Origin of the sequence: Pseudomonas sp. NPDC087817, assembly GCF_044742875.1 — a bacterium.
Taxonomy (GTDB): domain Bacteria; phylum Pseudomonadota; class Gammaproteobacteria; order Pseudomonadales; family Pseudomonadaceae; genus Aquipseudomonas.
In genome coordinates this window covers 1-16,593 of record NZ_JBIUVJ010000037.1, presented here as the reverse complement: position 1 = coordinate 16,593, position 16,593 = coordinate 1, and the positions used below count along the sequence as shown (strand labels likewise).

Sequence of the window (16,593 nt, the reverse complement as noted above, 5' to 3'; positions counted from 1 at the left end):
AACGACAACACCAACCAGTTGCTGATGGAAGTCATGGGCCTGCACTTGCCGGGCGCCTCGTTCGTCAACCCGAACACGCCGCTGCGTGATGCCCTGACTCGCGAAGCGGCGCATCAAGTCACGCGCCTGACCAAACAGAACGGCAACTTCATGCCGATCGGCGAAATCGTCGATGAGAAGTCGCTGGTCAACTCGATCGTCGCGTTGCACGCCACCGGCGGCTCGACCAACCACACCCTGCACATGCCGGCCATCGCCATGGCCGCGGGCATTCAACTGACCTGGCAGGACATGGCCGACCTCTCCGAAGTCGTGCCGACCCTGAGCCACGTCTACCCGAACGGCAAAGCCGACATCAACCACTTCCAGGCAGCGGGCGGCATGTCGTTCCTGATCCGCGAACTGCTCGCGGCGGGCCTGCTGCACGAAGACGTCAACACCGTGCTTGGCCACGGCTTGAGCCAGTACACCAAAGAACCGTTCCTCGATAACGGTCAACTGGTGTGGCGCGAAGGCCCGGTCGACAGTCTCGACGAAAACATCCTGCGCCCGGTCGCGCGTGCGTTCTCGGCAGAGGGCGGTCTGCGCGTAATGGAAGGCAACCTCGGTCGCGGTGTGATGAAGGTTTCCGCTGTGGCGCTGGAAAACCAGATCGTCGAAGCACCGGCCATGGTCTTCCAGGATCAACAGGATCTGGCCGACGCGTTCAAGGCCGGTCTGCTGGAAAAAGATTTTGTCGCGGTGATGCGCTTCCAGGGCCCGCGCTCCAACGGCATGCCGGAGCTGCACAAGATGACGCCGTTCCTCGGCGTGCTGCAGGATCGCGGCTTCAAAGTCGCGCTGGTGACTGACGGGCGCATGTCCGGCGCCTCGGGCAAAATCCCGGCGGCGATCCACGTCAGTCCTGAAGCTTATGTCGGTGGCGCTTTGGCGCGGGTGCAAGAGGGCGATATCATCCGCGTCGATGGCGTCAAAGGTACTTTGGAACTCAAAGTGGACGCCGAAGAATTTGCCGCGCGCGAACCTGCCAAAGGCCTGTTGGGTAACAACATCGGCAGCGGTCGCGAACTGTTCGGCTTCATGCGTTTGGCCTTCAGCTCGGCGGAGCAGGGCGCCAGCGCCTTCACTTCTGCCCTGGAGACGCTTAATTGAAACTGGCTTTGGTCGGTGACATCGGAGGCACCAACGCGCGGTTTGCGTTGTGGAAAAATCAGCAACTCGAATCGATTCAAGTGCTGGCCACGGCCGACCACGCCAGCCCGGAGGAGGCGATCAGCCTCTATCTGAGCGGGCTCGGTCTGGTGCCGGGTTCGATCGGTTCGGTGTGCCTGTCGGTGGCCGGTCCCGTGAGTGGTGATGAATTCAAGTTCACCAACAACCACTGGCGCCTGAGCCGCACGGCGTTCTGCAAAACCTTGCAGGTCGAGCAGCTGTTGCTGGTCAATGACTTCTCGGCGATGGCGCTGGGCATGACCCGTTTGCAGCCCGGCGAATTCCGCGTGGTTTGCGAGGGTACGCCGGAGCCGTTGCGTCCAGCGGTGGTGATTGGCCCGGGCACAGGCTTGGGCGTCGGCACCTTGCTTGATCTGGGTGAAGGCCGGTTTGCCGCTTTGCCGGGCGAGGGCGGTCACGTTGATCTGCCGCTGAGCAGCCCGCGTGAAACCCAACTGTGGCAACACATCCATAACGAGATCGGCCATGTCAGCGCGGAAACCGCGTTGAGTGGTGGTGGTTTGCCTCGTGTGTACCGGGCGATCTGTGCGGTGGACGGGCATGAGCCGACACTCGATACGCCGGAAGCGATTACGGCGGCAGGCCTTGCGGGTGATCCGATTGCGCTGGAAGTACTGGAACAGTTCTGCTGCTGGCTGGGGCGTGTCGCGGGCAACAACGTGCTGACCACGGGCGGGCGCGGCGGGGTTTACATCGTGGGGGGCGTGATTCCGCGCTTCGCCGATTTCTTCGTCGAAAGCGGTTTTGCCCGCAGCTTCGCCGACAAGGGTTGCATGAGCGATTACTTCAAAGGCATTCCGGTATGGCTGGTGACGGCGCCGTATTCCGGGCTTGTCGGCGCCGGTGTGGCACTCGAACAGGCTTGAGACGGAGTCGCCTTCATCGCTGGCAAGCCAGCTCCCACAGGATTGAAGACATTCTCAGGATGTGCACAAGACCTTGTGGGAGCTGGCTTGCCAGCGATGAGGCCAGAACAGACAACAAATTTCCAAGGTTGAAGATCGTTCCCACGCTCTGCGTGGGAATGCAGCCCGTGACGCTCTGCGTCACTGGACGCGGAGCGTCCCTTGATACATTCCCACGCAGAGCGTGGGAACGATCGGTCTACACATCAGGCATAATCCGCCCCAATTCCAACAACAAGGATGCCTTCGAAGTGAGCTCAGTCAACAAGTCGATATTGTTGGTCGATGACGACCAGGAAATACGCGAGTTGCTGGAAACCTACCTGACCCGCGCCGGGTTTCAGGTGCGTGCCACGGCCGATGGCGCCAGTTTCCGCCAGGCACTCAACGAGGCGCCGAGCGATCTGGTGATCCTCGATGTCATGCTCCCCGACGAAGACGGCTTCAGCCTCTGCCGCTGGGTGCGTCAGCATCCGCGTCAGGCGCAGGTACCAATCATCATGCTCACCGCCAGTTCCGACGAGGCCGACCGGGTCATCGGCCTGGAACTCGGTGCCGACGACTACCTCGGCAAACCCTTCAGCCCCCGCGAACTGCAAGCCCGCATCAAGGCCTTGCTGCGCCGCGCGCAATTCGGTCAGGAGCGCAACGGCAGTGAAGTGCTGGCCTTCGACGAGTGGCGGCTGGACATGGTCAGCCATCGGCTGTTCCACACCGACGGCGAAGAAGTGATTCTGTCCGGCGCCGACTTCGCCCTGCTGAAACTGTTCCTCGATCACCCGCAGGAAATCCTCGACCGCGACACCATCGGCAACGCCACCCGTGGCCGTGATCTGATGCCGCTCGATCGCATCGTCGACATGGCGGTCAGCCGTTTGCGTCAGCGCCTGCGCGACACCGAGAAACCGCCGCGGCTGATCCGCACCGTACGCGGCAGCGGCTACCAACTGGCAGCCAACGTGGTTGCCGGCAATGGTCACTGATTCGCTGCGCAAACTCGCGGCCAGGGTGCCGGTGCCGCGTTCGCTGCTCGGGCGGATGCTGCTGCTGACCCTGCTCGCGGTGTTGTTCGCACAGACGTTGTCCAGCGTGATCTGGGTTTCGCAACTGCGCGCCACCCAGCTCGAAGGTCTGGTCACCAGTGCCCGCAGCCTTGCCCATTCGATGACGGCCAGCGTCAGTTATTTCCGCTCGTTGCCGGTGGCTTATCGGCCGCTGGTGCTCGACCAGTTGCGCAGCATGGGCGGCACCCGGTTCGTGGTGACGCTCAACGACAAACCGTTGGGCATGGACGTGTTGCCGGTCACGCCGCGCAAGGCTGCGGTGATGAAGGCTGTGGACGAAGTGCTGCGCCAGACCCTCGGCAATGACACGGATATTTCGGTGACATTTGTCAGCCCCGAGGACCTGCGGATTTTCAATGCCGGGTTGAAACTCGATGAATTGCCGCGCTCTTGGGCGCATTACGCGCTGACGCTGGAACCGGTAAACCCGCCAGTGCTGGTCACGCAAATTCAGATGGCGCCGGGCGAATGGCTGTACATCGCATCTTTGTTGCCGGAACCGTACACCAGTCTTGAAGAGCAAGGCCTGCCCTCGCAGCAGGTGTGGTTCATCGTCCTCACCAGTGGATTTTTGCTGCTGTTCATTGGTCTTTTGGTGCACTGGCAGAGCCGGCCGCTCAAGCGTCTGGCGCGGGCCGCACGCGACATGTCGCTGGGCGCCGACGTCGAGCCAGTGGCCGAGGGTGGCGGCAGTGAAGTGGTCGAAGTGGGCCGTGCGTTCAACACCATGCGCGAACGCATCAGCCGTTACCTGACCGAGCGCAGCCAGTTGTTCAGCGCGATCTCCCATGACCTGCGCACACCGATCACCCGCTTGCGCTTGCGCGTCGAGCTGCTGGAAGACGAAACGCTGCAAGCTAAATTCGGCCGTGATCTGGATGAGCTGGAACTGCTGGTTAAAGGCGCGTTGCAGTGCGTGAAAGACACCGATATCCACGAGAACATCGAGCCGGTGGATTTGAACCATGTGCTCGACTGCCTCGTCGAGCCGTATCTGGCGCCCAACGGCAATGGACGCGTGACGCAGCAGGGGCGGGCGTTGGCCGCGTATCCGGGTAAGCCTTTGGCGCTGAAGCGTTGCATTGGCAACTTGATCGACAACGCGCTGAAGTACGGGCAGAACGCGCATTTGCATATCGATGACGATGAGAGTGCGTTTGTCCTGCACGTCGATGATGAAGGGCCGGGGGTGCCGGAGCAGCGGCTGGAACAGGTGTTCGAACCGCATTTTCGCTTGGCGGGGCAGCAGCAGGGGTATGGGTTGGGGTTGGGCATTGCGCGCAACATTGCTCATAGTCATGGCGGCGAAGTGACCTTGCAGAATCTGCGTGAGGGTGGTTTGCGCGTGACCCTGCAACTGCCGCGTTCGGCGGATTGAGGCGGAAGAGCCCCTCACCCTAGCCCTCCCGAAACGTCGGACCGCCCGGAGGGAGAGGGAACCGATTGGGGGATGCTGGATAAATACGCCGACCTGAAAGTGTTGCGCCGAATCCATAATCGACTCGGTATTTCAGGTCGGCGGAAAGCTCATTACACCTCGATCGGCCCCCTCTCCCTTTGGGAGAGGGCTGGGGTGGGGGTTTGCTCTTTGTCACGGATCAGTGACAAAACCCGCCCCCTTCGTTACAAGCCCATCCCGACCCGTTGTTTAGACTCCCCGCAGTCATAACAACAAAAAAGGCCACCCATGGATCTCTTCCAACCCGGCTTCAGCAGTTGGCTGAACGCCCCTGCCCACCAGCAATGGCTCGCTGCCGAAGGCCTGCGTCTGCTGGATTTCGCCAAGGCATCAAAACTGCCTGAAGGCTTCGGCAACCTCGACGAGCGCGGCCGTCTGCCAGCCAACGCGCGAGCCGAAACCATGAACACCGCGCGCATGACCCACAGCTTCGCCATGGCTCATATTCAGGGCCTGCCGGGTTTTGCCGAACTGGTCGATCACGGCATCGCCGCCCTGCGCGGGCCGTTGCGTGATGCGTTGCACGGCGGCTGGTTTGCGGTCGCCGAACACCGCGACGGCAACACCGGCAAGAACGCGTATCTGCACGCCTTCGTTGCGCTGGCCGCGAGTTCCGCAGTGGTCGCGCAGCGTCCCGGCGCCCAGGCTTTGCTGGATGACGCCATCGACATCATCGACACGTATTTCTGGAGCGAAGAAGAGGGCGCCATGCGCGAATTCTTCAATCGTGACTGGAGCGAAGAGGAAGCCTATCGCGGCGCCAACAGCAACATGCACGCCACCGAAGCGTTCCTCGCCCTGGCCGATGTCACTGAAGATCCACGCTGGCTGGTGCGCGCACAACGTATCGTCGAGCGGGTGATTCACGGTCACGCTGCCGCCAACGATTACATGGTCATCGAGCACTTCGACCGCGACTGGCAACCGCTGCGCGAGTACAACCACGACAATCCTGCCGATGGATTTCGCCCCTACGGCACCACGCCGGGCCACGGCTTCGAGTGGGCGCGGCTTTTGCTGCACCTCGAAGCGGCGCGGGTCCAGGCGGGCATGCTCACGCCGGGCTGGCTTGCCACCGACGCGCAGAAACTCTTCGAGAACAACTGTCGCAACGGCTGGAACGTCGATGGTTTGCCGGGCATCGTCTACACCCTCGACTGGAACAACAAAGCCGTCGTCCGCCACCGCTTGCACTGGACGCACGCCGAAGCCAGCGCTGCCGCCAGCGCCTTGCTCAAACGCACGGGTGGTGGGCAATACGAAACCTGGTACCGACTGTTCTGGGAATTCTGCGAGGTGAATTTCATCGACCGCTGCGACGGCAGCTGGCACCACGAACTCAATCCGCAAAACCTGCCAAGTGCCGATATCTGGCCGGGCAAACCCGATCTGTATCACGCCTGGCAAGCCGTGCTGATCCCTCGTCTACCCTTGTCACCGAGTATGGCCACTGCGCTGGCGCGGCCGTCCCAGAGCGTTCCTGTGTAACCATGTGGTGACATTCGCGCGTCCCTTCGTTACCTGCGAAGGGAATCGCCCTGTTTAAACTCCTGTGCAGCGCAAGCACCAGACTTGCAATGCATAACAACAAGAAAGGTACATCTCAGATGAATGCGATTTCTCGCCTCGCTACTGTCATTTCTGTCGCCTCCCTGTTCCCGCTCGCAATTCTGCCTCTCAGTGTGTCCGCTGCCGAATCCAAAGGTTCGGTGGAAGTCGTGCACTGGTGGACGTCCGGTGGCGAAAAAGCTGCCGTTGATGTGCTCAAGGCCCAAGTCGAAAAAGACGGTTTCACCTGGAAGGACGGCGCCGTTGCCGGCGGTGGCGGTGCGACTGCCATGACCGTACTGAAAAGCCGTGCCGTGGCCGGTAACCCACCGGGCGTTGCCCAGATCAAAGGCCCGGACATTCAGGAATGGGCGTCGACCGGTCTGCTCGACACCGACGTCTTGAAAGACGTTGCCAAAGAAGAGAAGTGGGACAGCCTGCTCGACAAGAAAGTCTCCGATACCGTGAAGTACGACGGTGATTACGTGGCCGTGCCGGTGAACATTCACCGTGTGAACTGGCTGTGGATCAACCCGGAAGTCTTCAAGAAGGCCGGCATCGAAAAAGCGCCAACCACCCTCGAAGAATTCTACGCCGCCGGCGACAAGCTCAAGGCGGCGGGCTTCATTCCGTTGGCCCACGGCGGTCAGCCATGGCAGGACAGCACCGTGTTCGAAGCCGTGGTGCTTTCGGTCATGGGTGTCGATGGTTACAAGAAAGCTTTGGTTGATCTGGACAACGGCGCGCTGACCGGTCCGGAAATGGTCAAGGCCCTGACCGAGCTGAAGAAAGTCGCGACCTACATGGACGCTGACGGCAAAGGCCAGGACTGGAACCTGGAGGCGGCCAAAGTCATCAACGGCAAGGCCGGCATGCAGATCATGGGTGACTGGGCCAAATCCGAATGGACCGCCGCCAAGAAAATCGCCGGCAAGGATTACCAGTGCGTAGCCTTCCCGGGTACCGACAAGGCGTTCACCTACAACATCGACTCGCTGGCTGTGTTCAAGCAGAAAGACGCAGGCACTGCCGCGGGTCAGAAGGACATTGCCAAAGTCGTGCTGGGTGAAAACTTCCAGAAAGTCTTCAGCATCAACAAAGGCTCGATCCCGGTACGTATCGACATGTTGAACGACATGGAGAAACTCGGTTTCGACTCCTGCGCACAGACTGCAGCGAAGGACTTCCTGGCAGACGCCAAGTCCGGCGGTCTGCAGCCAAGCATGGCGCACAACATGGCGACCACGCTGGCCGTGCAGGGCGCGTTCTTTGATGTCGTGACCAACTACATCAACGACCCGAAAGCCGACCCGGCCGACACTGCCAAGAAACTGGGTGCAGCGATCAAGTCGGCTAAATAAAAGCTGGCACCCTGTCGATGATTTTTTTGTGGGAGCGGGCTTGCCCGCGATGCAGGCACCTCGGTGTGTCAGGCGAACTGCGGTGATGCCATCGCTGGCAAGCCAGCTCCCACAAAATTCCTCTCACAGGGACTGCCACTGTAGTTTTCACTCCCTGTACTGGATTTCCCCATGAGTTCTGTTGCTGTGTTCAGCAAAGCCTCGCCGTTCGATGCACTGCAGCGCTGGCTACCGAAACTGGTGCTGGCGCCGAGCATGTTCATCGTGCTGGTGGGCTTCTATGGCTACATCCTGTGGACGTTCGTGCTGTCGTTCACCACCTCGACCTTCCTGCCCAACTACAAGTGGGCCGGCCTTGCGCAATACGCGCGGTTGTTCGACAACGATCGCTGGTGGGTCGCGAGCAAGAACCTCGCGGTGTTCGGTGGCATGTTCATCGGCATCACCCTGGTGATCGGTGTGCTGCTGGCGGTGTTCCTCGACCAGCGCATCCGTCGCGAAGGCTTTATCCGCACCATTTACCTGTACCCGATGGCGCTCTCGATGATCGTCACCGGTACCGCGTGGAAATGGCTGCTCAACCCGGGCATGGGCCTGGACAAATTGTTGCGTGACTGGGGCTGGGAAGGCTTCCGTCTCGACTGGCTGATCGACCCGGATCGCGTGGTCTATTGCCTGGTGATCGCCGCTGTCTGGCAAGCCTCGGGCTTCATCATGGCGATGTTCCTCGCCGGCCTGCGTGGTGTTGATCAATCGATCATCCGTGCCGCGCAGATCGATGGCGCGAGCATGCCGACCATCTACTGGAAAGTGGTGCTGCCAAGCCTGCGTCCGGTGTTCTTCAGTGCGGTGATGATTCTGGCGCACATCGCGATCAAGAGCTTCGACCTGGTCGCAGCGATGACCGCCGGTGGCCCGGGTTATTCCTCCGACCTGCCAGCGATGTTCATGTATTCCTTCACCTTCAGTCGCGGCCAGATGGGCATGGGCTCGGCCAGTGCGATTCTGATGCTCGGTGCGATTCTCGCGATCATCGTGCCTTACCTGTACTCCGAGCTGAGGACCAAGCGTCATGACTAGTCTCGCTGCCAAACCCGCCATCAGCCTCAGTCGCATCGCGATCTACGCGGTACTGATTTTCGCGGTGTTCCTCTATCTGGTGCCGCTGGTGGTGATGTTGCTGACCAGCTTCAAGACCCCGGAAGACATCAGCACCGGCAACCTGCTGAGCTGGCCGACCGTGGTCAGCGGCATCGGCTGGGTCAAGGCCTGGGCCACGGTTGATGGCTACTTCTGGAACTCGATCAAAATCACCGTGCCGGCCGTGATCATCTCCACCGCCATCGGCGCGTTGAACGGTTATGTGTTGTCGTTCTGGCGCTTCCGCGGTTCGCAGTTGTTCTTCGGTCTGCTGTTGTTCGGCTGCTTCCTGCCGTTCCAGACCGTGCTGCTGCCGGCCTCGTTCACCCTTGGCAAGATGGGCCTGGCGAGCACCACCACTGGCCTGGTATTCATCCATGTGGTCTACGGTCTGGCGTTCACCACGCTGTTTTTCCGTAACTACTACGTGAGCATTCCGGATGCGCTGATCAAAGCGGCACGCCTGGACGGTGCCGGGTTTTTCACCATTTTCCGCCTGATCATTCTGCCGATGTCGACACCGATCATCATGGTCTGCCTGATCTGGCAGTTCACTCAGATCTGGAACGACTTCCTCTTCGGTGTGGTGTTCTCAAGCGGCGATTCGCAACCGATCACCGTGGCGCTGAACAACCTGGTCAACACCAGCACTGGCGCCAAGGAATACAACGTGGATATGGCAGCGGCGATGATCGCCGGTCTGCCGACCCTGCTGGTCTATGTGGTCGCAGGCAAGTAGTTCGTGCGCGGGCGGACGGCCGGCGCAGTCAAGGGGTACTCATGGCTACGCTCGAACTTCGCAACGTCAACAAGACCTACGGTGCCGGCCTGCCGGACACCCAGAAGAACATCGAACTGTCGATCAAGGACGGTGAGTTCCTGATCCTTGTCGGCCCGTCGGGCTGCGGCAAGTCGACCCTGATGAACTGCATTGCCGGCCTGGAAACCATCACCGGTGGCGCGATCATGATCGGCGACCAGGACGTCAGTGGCATGAGTCCGAAGGATCGCGACATCGCCATGGTGTTCCAGTCCTATGCGCTGTACCCGACCATGAGCGTGCGCGAGAACATCGAGTTCGGTCTGAAGATTCGCAAGATGCCGCAGTCGGCGATCGACGAAGAAGTCGCCCGCGTGGCCAAGCTGTTGCAGATCGAACACCTGCTCAACCGCAAGCCGGGACAGCTCTCCGGTGGTCAGCAACAGCGCGTGGCGATGGGCCGTGCACTGGCGCGTCGTCCGAAGATTTATCTGTTCGATGAACCGCTGTCCAACCTCGACGCCAAGCTGCGCGTCGAGATGCGTACCGAAATGAAACTGATGCACCAGCGCCTGAAAACCACCACGGTCTACGTGACCCATGACCAGATCGAAGCGATGACTCTGGGTGACAAAGTGGCGGTAATGAAGGACGGCATCATTCAGCAGTTCGGCACGCCGAAAGACATCTACAACGATCCGGCCAACCTGTTCGTGGCGAGCTTCATCGGCTCGCCGCCAATGAACTTCATCCCGCTGCGTCTGCAACGCAAGGACGGTCGTCTGCTGGCGCTGCTCGACAGTGGCCAGGCGCGTTGCGAATTGCCGATGGGCATGCAGGACGCCGGTCTCGAAGATCGCGAAGTGATCCTCGGCCTGCGCCCGGAGCAGATTGTTCTGGCGAACGGCGAGGGCAACGGCCTGCCGAGCATCAAGGCTGAAGTGCAAGTCACCGAGCCGACCGGGCCGGACACGCTGGTATTCGTCAACCTGAACGACACCAAGGTCTGCTGCCGTCTGGCGCCGGACGTGGCGCCGCAGGTGGGTGAGAGCCTGACGCTGCAATTCGATCCGTCGAAAGTGCTGTTGTTCGATGCCAAGACTGGCGAGCGTTTGGGTGTTGCGGCCCAACCACAGACCGATGCGCGGTCTGCGAACGTGGCGCAATTCAAAGGCCGCTAAGAAATCAATGCAGGAATACGGTTATGTGGGAGCTAGCTTGCCAGCGATGCAGGCCACTCGGTTTGTCGTCGAGCCGAGTCGCTGCCATCGCTGGCAAGCCAGCTCCCACAGGGATCGGATTCCACAGGGGAGCACGCGGTGGATTGCCTGTAATCCATCGCAAATTATGTAAACCACGTTGGAAAAAAACAGTTAATAACAATAAAGACGAGGATGTAGGGATGAAAAAGAAACACGTCAATGCCCGGTTGATCTGCCAAATCTCCGCCGCGGCAGCATTGGTGCTGGCCGGTAACGCGATGGCCGCGGATGCCTTCAGCTCCGATTCCAAATGGATGACCGGCGACTGGGGTGGTGAGCGGACCAAGCTGATCGAGCAGGGTATCGACATCAAGGCCGACTACGTTGGGGAAGTCGGCGGCAACCTGCACGGTGGCTACGACAACGACAAGACTGCGCGTTACGCTGACCAGTTCGGTCTGGGCGTGGCACTCGATCTGCAAAAGCTGTGGGGCTGGGATAACACTCAGGCCAAGATCCAGCTGACCAACCGTAACGGCTACAACATCTCCAACGATCGCGTTGGCGATCCGCGTGCCGGCACCTTGAGTTCGTCTCAGGAAGTCTACGGCCGTGGCCACATGGTGCGTCTGACCCAGTTGTGGATTCAGCACCAGTTCTTCGACAACAAGCTCGACGTCAAGGCCGGTTACTTCGGCGAAGGCGAAGACTTCAACACCTTCCCGTGCGACTTCCAGAACCTGGCGTTCTGCGGCTCGCAAGTGGGTAACTGGGCGACCAACATCTGGTACAACTGGCCAGTCAGCCAGGCCGCGATCCGCGTCAAGTACAACATCAACGACGAGCTCTACGCGCAGATCGGTGCGTACAACCAGAACCCGTCGCAGCTGGAACACGGCAACGGCTTCAAACTCAGTGGCAGCGGCACCGCCGGTACTGTGTTGCCGGTCGAATTGGTCTGGTCGCCGAAGGTCAACAGCCTGCCGGGCGAATACCGTGTCGGTTACTACAAGAGCACCGCTGATGCCAGCGACGTCCGTGAAGACGTCAACGGTCTCAACGCGGCAGAGACTGGCGACGCCTACAAGACCCACAGCAGCAAACATGGCTACTGGTTCGTCGCGCAACAGCAACTCACCAGCCACAACGGTGATGCGACTCGCGGTCTGAACATCGCCGCCAACGCCACGTTCCACGACAAGGACACCAACTTCATCGACAACTATCAGTCGGTGATGTTCGTCTACAAAGGCCCGTTCGACGCACGTCCGAAAGATGACATCGGTATTGGCGCGGCGCGTATCCACGTCAACGATGACGTGAAGAAAAACGCTGAGCTGCTGAACGCCTCCAACGGTGTTTCGGATTACGACAACCCGGTGTTCTCGCCGATTCGTGAAACCGAATACAACTACGAGCTCAACTACGGCATCCACGTTACCAACTGGCTGACCGTGCGTCCTAACCTGCAATACATCACGCATCCGGGCGGTGTGGATGCAGTGGACAACGCTTTGGTCGCTGGCCTGAAAATTCAGTCTACGTTCTAACGCGTCTGCGATAAGCTCCTCTCTATGTGCGCATATTTGCGGACAGCCCAGGCTGTCCGCTTTTTTTTGAGGGGCGGCAATCCCCGTAATAGATGAATTCGGAACCGTGGCAAATGCATGAGCATCCGCTACAACGCTTCTTCAAATCCCTGCGTGAACGACCGGTGTTCGCCTGGGAGCGCTATCAGATGCGCGACGTGTTGGTGATCGATCATCCGCTGTGTCAGGCGGTGTTCAGTCGTCAAGGCGCGCAGTTGCTGCACTTTCAACCGCGTGGGCAAAAGCCGTGGTTGTGGTGTGCGGCGAAGTGGCCGCATGTCGGCGCCATTCGTGGCGGCGTGCCGGTGTGCTGGCCGTGGTATGGCCGCCATCCAAGCGAAAACGCCTGGCCGTCGCATGGCTGGGCGCGCCTGCTCGACTGGAAGTTGCTCGACAGCAGCAGCGCCGAAGATGGCGTGCGCCTGCACTGGCAATTGCAACTGTGCGATTGGCAGGTCGACCTGCACGCGCACCTGGGTGAACGCATGGAATTACGCCTGAGCACCGAGCATCAGGACGACATGCCGTGCCAGATGAGCCAGGCTTTGCACGCTTACTGGCGTATTGGTGATGTCAGCGAGATAGCGCTGTCTGGGCTCGAAGGCGCGCAGGGTTACGACCAGTTGAACCGTGAAGCTTGCCAGCAGGAAGGCGAGTTACGGGTCGATGGTGGTTGCCAGCGGGTGTTCCAGCATGACGGTGAATTACAGCTCAAGGATCACGCCTGGCAACGCGAGTTGTGCATTGATACTGGCGACAGCGCGGACACGGTGGTGTGGCATCCGGGCTCACGGCCATTGTTGGGCGTGAGCTGGGATGAGATCTCGGAGTTTGTGTGTGTGGAAGCGGCGGCAGGGGGCACTGATAGCCTGCACTTGGCGCCGGGGGAGAAGGCGCATTTGAGTTTGCAGGCGTGGGCTGGGGCTTAGATTATGTAGTTACTGCTGGCCCCATCGCTGGCAAGCCAGCTCCCACAGGTTTTATGGGTGTTCGCAAATTTAATGTTCGGCGCGAACACTGTGGGAGCTGGCTTGCCAGCGATGAGGCCGGACCATTCAATACAGATTCATCAGGCCTCAGTTGAACTCGTCACCCACGGGATACCGGCTCGCATTCAAACTCTCTTTGATCTTGCGCAGATGCGGCTGGAAATCCACCCCACGACGCAACGTCATCCCGGTCGCCAGCACATCCAGCACGGTCAACTGAATGATCCGCGAAGTCATCGGCATATAAATGTCGGTGTCTTCCGGCAGCGGAATGTTCAGGCTCAGCGTACTGGCCTTGGCCAGCGGCGAATTCTCCGCTGTCAGACCCAGCACCGAAGCGCCATTCTCACGAGCGATACGCGCCACTTCCACCAGCTCACGAGTGCGCCCGGTGTAGGAAATGATCACGAACAACTCACCGGTGTGCGCCACCGAAGCAATCATCCGCTGCATCAACACATCGGCATGCGCAGTGACCGCCAGGTTGAAGCGGAAAAACTTGTGCTGCGCATCCAGTGCCACCGGTGCCGAAGCACCGAGGCCGAAGAAGTGGATCTGCCGCGCCTGAATCAACAGGTCGACGGCGCGGCTGATCAGGTTCGGGTCCAGCGCCTGGCAAGCACTGTCCAGGGACGCGATGGCGCTGCCGAAAATCTTCTGCGTGTAGGCCTCGGGATTGTCATCGGCTTCCACCGCACGGCTGACATACGCCGCGCCGCTGGCCAGGCTCTGCGCCAGTTGCAGTTTCAGTTCGGGATAGCCGCTGACACCGAACGAACGGCAGAAGCGATTGACCGTCGGTTCGCTCACCGACGCCGCCTGGGCGAGGGCGGCAATGCTGAAACGGGTGGCCTGCTGCGGGTTGAGCAGGATCACCTGGGCGACTTTGCGTTCGGCCTTGTTCAGGTCTTCAAGGCGACTCTGGATCTGTTCCAGTAAATTTCGCACGCGGTCCATATGGAATTCCTAATTCACCTGCGCAAAGGTGCGCCGGGCTATGCAAATTGGGCCTTTGATATGGCCCGTGACGGTGGCCTATCCTACTGATGGCTCCGACCGACCACCACTCGGAATCTGCATTTTGCGAAAATGTTGTAGTTATTACTACATTTTCCCTTGAGTGATGCCTTGAAAAAAGGTATTTGTAGCTTAACTTGATAAAAGAACAAACATCATGCCTTCGATTACGGTTGAACCGTGCACCTTTGCCTTGTTCGGCGCGCTTGGCGATCTGGCCCTGCGCAAGCTGTTTCCTGCCCTTTATCACCTCGATGGCGCCGACCTGTTGCACGAGGACACGCGCATCATCGCGTTGGCCCGTGAAGAAGGCAGCGAGCAGCAGCACATGGCGTTCATCGCCGCCGAACTGCGCCGTTACGTCGGCAAGGAACTGGACGAAGCCGTCGCCGAGCGTTTTCTCGCGCGCCTGACTTATCTGCACGTCGACTTCCTCAAGGCTGAAGATTACGTCGCGCTGGCCGAACTGGCCGGCAGCGCGCAACGCATGATTGCTTACTTCGCCACGCCGGCAGCGGTGTACGGCGCGATCTGCGAAAACCTGGCGAAAGTCGGTCTGGCAGAAAACACCCGCGTGGTCCTGGAAAAACCGATCGGCTCCGATCTGGAATCCTCGCGCAAAGTGAATGACGCCGTGGCGCAGTTCTTCCCGGAGAACCGTACCTACCGCATCGACCACTACCTGGGCAAAGAAACCGTTCAGAACCTGATTGCCCTGCGTTTCGCCAACAGCCTGTTCGAAACCCAGTGGAACCAGAATTACATCTCCCACGTGGAAATTACCGTGGCCGAGAAGGTTGGCATCGAGGGCCGTTGGGGTTACTTCGACAAGGCCGGCCAACTGCGCGACATGATCCAGAATCACCTGTTGCAGTTGCTCTGCCTGATCGCCATGGACCCGCCGGCCGACCTGTCCGCCGACAGCATCCGTGACGAAAAGGTAAAAGTGCTCAAGGCGCTGGCACCGATCAGCCCGGAAGGCCTGACCACTCAGGTTGTGCGCGGCCAGTACATCGCCGGCCACAGCGAAGGCAAATCCGTACCGGGTTACCTCGAAGAACCGAACTCCAACACCCAGAGCGACACCGAAACCTTCGTTGCCCTGCGTGCCGACATCCGCAACTGGCGCTGGGCCGGCGTGCCGTTCTACCTGCGCACTGGCAAGCGCATGCCGCAGAAACTGTCGCAGATCGTCATCCACTTCAAAGAACCGTCGCACTACATCTTCGCCCCTGAGCAGCGCCTGCAGATCAGCAACAAACTGATCATCCGCCTGCAACCGGACGAAGGTATTTCGCTGCGCGTGATGACCAAAGAGCAGGGCCTGGACAAAGGCATGCAACTGCGCAGCGGGCCGCTGCAACTGAATTTCTCCGACACCTGGCGTAGCGCGCGGATCCCCGATGCCTACGAGCGGTTGTTGCTGGAAGTGATGAACGGCAATCAGAACCTGTTTGTCCGTAAAGATGAAATCGAAGCCGCGTGGAAGTGGTGTGACCAGCTGATCGCCGGGTGGAAAAAATCCGGGGACGCGCCCAAGCCGTACGCGGCCGGGTCGTGGGGGCCGATGAGCTCCATTGCATTGATCACGCGGGACGGGAGGTCGTGGTATGGCGATATCTGATGTGAAACTGCCTGCGGGCGTGAATGCTCACGAATTCAAGAGCCCGGTGCTGTTGGCTGAAGGTCTGGCGCTGAATGTGGCCAAGCAATTGAGCGAGGCCGTTACTGCACGCGGCAACGCCGTGCTGGTGGTGTCCGGCGGTCGCAGTCCGGTGGCGTTTTTCCAGCACCTGGCCAAGCAGGAACTGGAATGGTCGAAGGTCGTCGTCACCCTCGCCGACGAACGCTGGGTACCGGTTGAACACGCCGACAGCAATGCCGGCCTGCTCAAGCAATATCTGCTCAAAGGTCCGGCAGCCAAGGCGCAGTTTCTCAGCCTTTATAGCGCGGCGGCCAACGTCGAGCAGGCTGCTGAACAGGCCGACCGTTTGCTCGCCGAGTTGCCGCCGATTGACGTCCTGGTGCTGGGCATGGGCGATGACGGTCACACTGCGTCGCTGTTCCCCGACAGCCCGAACCTGGCCGAAGCGCTGCAAGCTGACGGCACGCGCCGTTGCTGGCCGATGCTCGCGCCGAGCGTGCCGCGTCAGCGCCTGACCATGAGCCGTGCGTTGTTGGCGTCGGCGAAGCACAAGATTCTGTCGATTTCCGGTCAATCAAAACTGACCACCCTGAATGCCGCACTGGCATCCGACGACGTCGCGGCCATGCCGGTTCGCGCGTTTCTGCAACCTACGTTAGAGATTTACTGGTGCCCATGCGC

The 16,593-nt window shown here is 60.1% G+C and carries 14 protein-coding genes; 13 read left to right on the top strand and 1 reads right to left on the bottom strand.

All coding sequences use genetic code 11. From position 1 onward, the window contains the following. The 11 genes from ACIONG_RS20555 to ACIONG_RS20505 all read left to right on the top strand — a co-directional run. Positions 1–1,152: dihydroxy-acid dehydratase (locus tag ACIONG_RS20555; RefSeq protein ID WP_401302373.1), on the top strand; the 1,152-nt coding region annotated here is incomplete at its 5' end. After that, positions 1,149–2,099 (top strand): glucokinase, encoded by a 951-nt coding sequence (locus tag ACIONG_RS20550; RefSeq protein WP_401302371.1) that lies wholly within the window; start codon positions 1,149–1,151, stop codon positions 2,097–2,099. The genes ACIONG_RS20555 and ACIONG_RS20550, both read left to right, overlap by 4 nt. A 290-nt stretch (positions 2,100–2,389) precedes the next feature. Further along, positions 2,390–3,121: a response regulator gene (locus ACIONG_RS20545; protein WP_008082801.1), complete on the top strand. Its 732-nt coding sequence runs from the start codon at positions 2,390–2,392 to the stop codon at positions 3,119–3,121. Continuing rightward, a complete protein-coding gene (locus ACIONG_RS20540) occupies positions 3,111–4,580 on the top strand; it encodes an ATP-binding protein (RefSeq protein ID WP_103303986.1) in 1,470 nt (489 codons plus the stop codon). Before ACIONG_RS20545 ends, ACIONG_RS20540 begins: the two co-directional genes overlap by 11 nt. Before the next feature lie 309 nt (positions 4,581–4,889). Further along, positions 4,890–6,149, top strand: a complete 1,260-nt coding sequence (locus ACIONG_RS20535) for an AGE family epimerase/isomerase (protein ID WP_401302369.1) — start codon at positions 4,890–4,892, stop codon at positions 6,147–6,149. 119 nt (positions 6,150–6,268) lie between these two features. Next, positions 6,269–7,570, top strand: a complete 1,302-nt coding sequence (locus ACIONG_RS20530) for an ABC transporter substrate-binding protein (protein WP_401302367.1) — start codon at positions 6,269–6,271, stop codon at positions 7,568–7,570. A 171-nt stretch (positions 7,571–7,741) separates the two neighbouring features. After that, positions 7,742–8,650 (top strand): carbohydrate ABC transporter permease, encoded by a 909-nt coding sequence (locus tag ACIONG_RS20525; protein ID WP_003227452.1) that lies wholly within the window; start codon positions 7,742–7,744, stop codon positions 8,648–8,650. Continuing rightward, positions 8,643–9,449 (top strand): carbohydrate ABC transporter permease, encoded by an 807-nt coding sequence (locus ACIONG_RS20520; protein ID WP_401302365.1) that lies wholly within the window; start codon positions 8,643–8,645, stop codon positions 9,447–9,449. The genes ACIONG_RS20525 and ACIONG_RS20520 overlap by 8 nt, the downstream gene beginning before the upstream one ends. A 41-nt stretch (positions 9,450–9,490) precedes the next feature. Then, entirely contained in the window at positions 9,491–10,651 is a 1,161-nt protein-coding gene (locus ACIONG_RS20515; RefSeq protein WP_401302363.1) for an ABC transporter ATP-binding protein, read from the top strand. Positions 10,652–10,872: 221 nt separating this feature from the next. Then, on the top strand, positions 10,873–12,222 hold the full coding sequence (locus ACIONG_RS20510; protein WP_213026388.1) for a carbohydrate porin: 1,350 nt from the start codon (positions 10,873–10,875) through the stop codon (positions 12,220–12,222). 113 nt (positions 12,223–12,335) lie between these two features. Continuing rightward, the gene (locus ACIONG_RS20505) at positions 12,336–13,190 is read left to right on the top strand and encodes a D-hexose-6-phosphate mutarotase (protein WP_401302361.1); all 855 of its coding nucleotides are present in this window, start codon (positions 12,336–12,338) and stop codon (positions 13,188–13,190) included. 147 nt (positions 13,191–13,337) lie between these two features. Here the strand turns inward: ACIONG_RS20505 and ACIONG_RS20500 are convergent, their stop codons facing one another. Continuing rightward, a complete protein-coding gene (locus tag ACIONG_RS20500) occupies positions 13,338–14,198 on the bottom strand; it encodes a MurR/RpiR family transcriptional regulator (protein ID WP_177431396.1) in 861 nt (286 codons plus the stop codon). 226 nt (positions 14,199–14,424) lie between these two features. On the opposite strand from ACIONG_RS20500, the gene zwf reads away from it, so the two are divergent. Both zwf and pgl read left to right on the top strand, forming a co-directional pair. Then, complete coding sequence (gene zwf / locus ACIONG_RS20495; RefSeq protein ID WP_103303994.1) at positions 14,425–15,891, top strand: glucose-6-phosphate dehydrogenase; 1,467 nt, start codon at positions 14,425–14,427, stop codon at positions 15,889–15,891. Beyond that, on the top strand, positions 15,878–16,593 hold a 716-nt coding region (pgl, locus tag ACIONG_RS20490; RefSeq protein ID WP_401302358.1), incomplete at its 3' end, for a 6-phosphogluconolactonase. The genes zwf and pgl, both read left to right, overlap by 14 nt.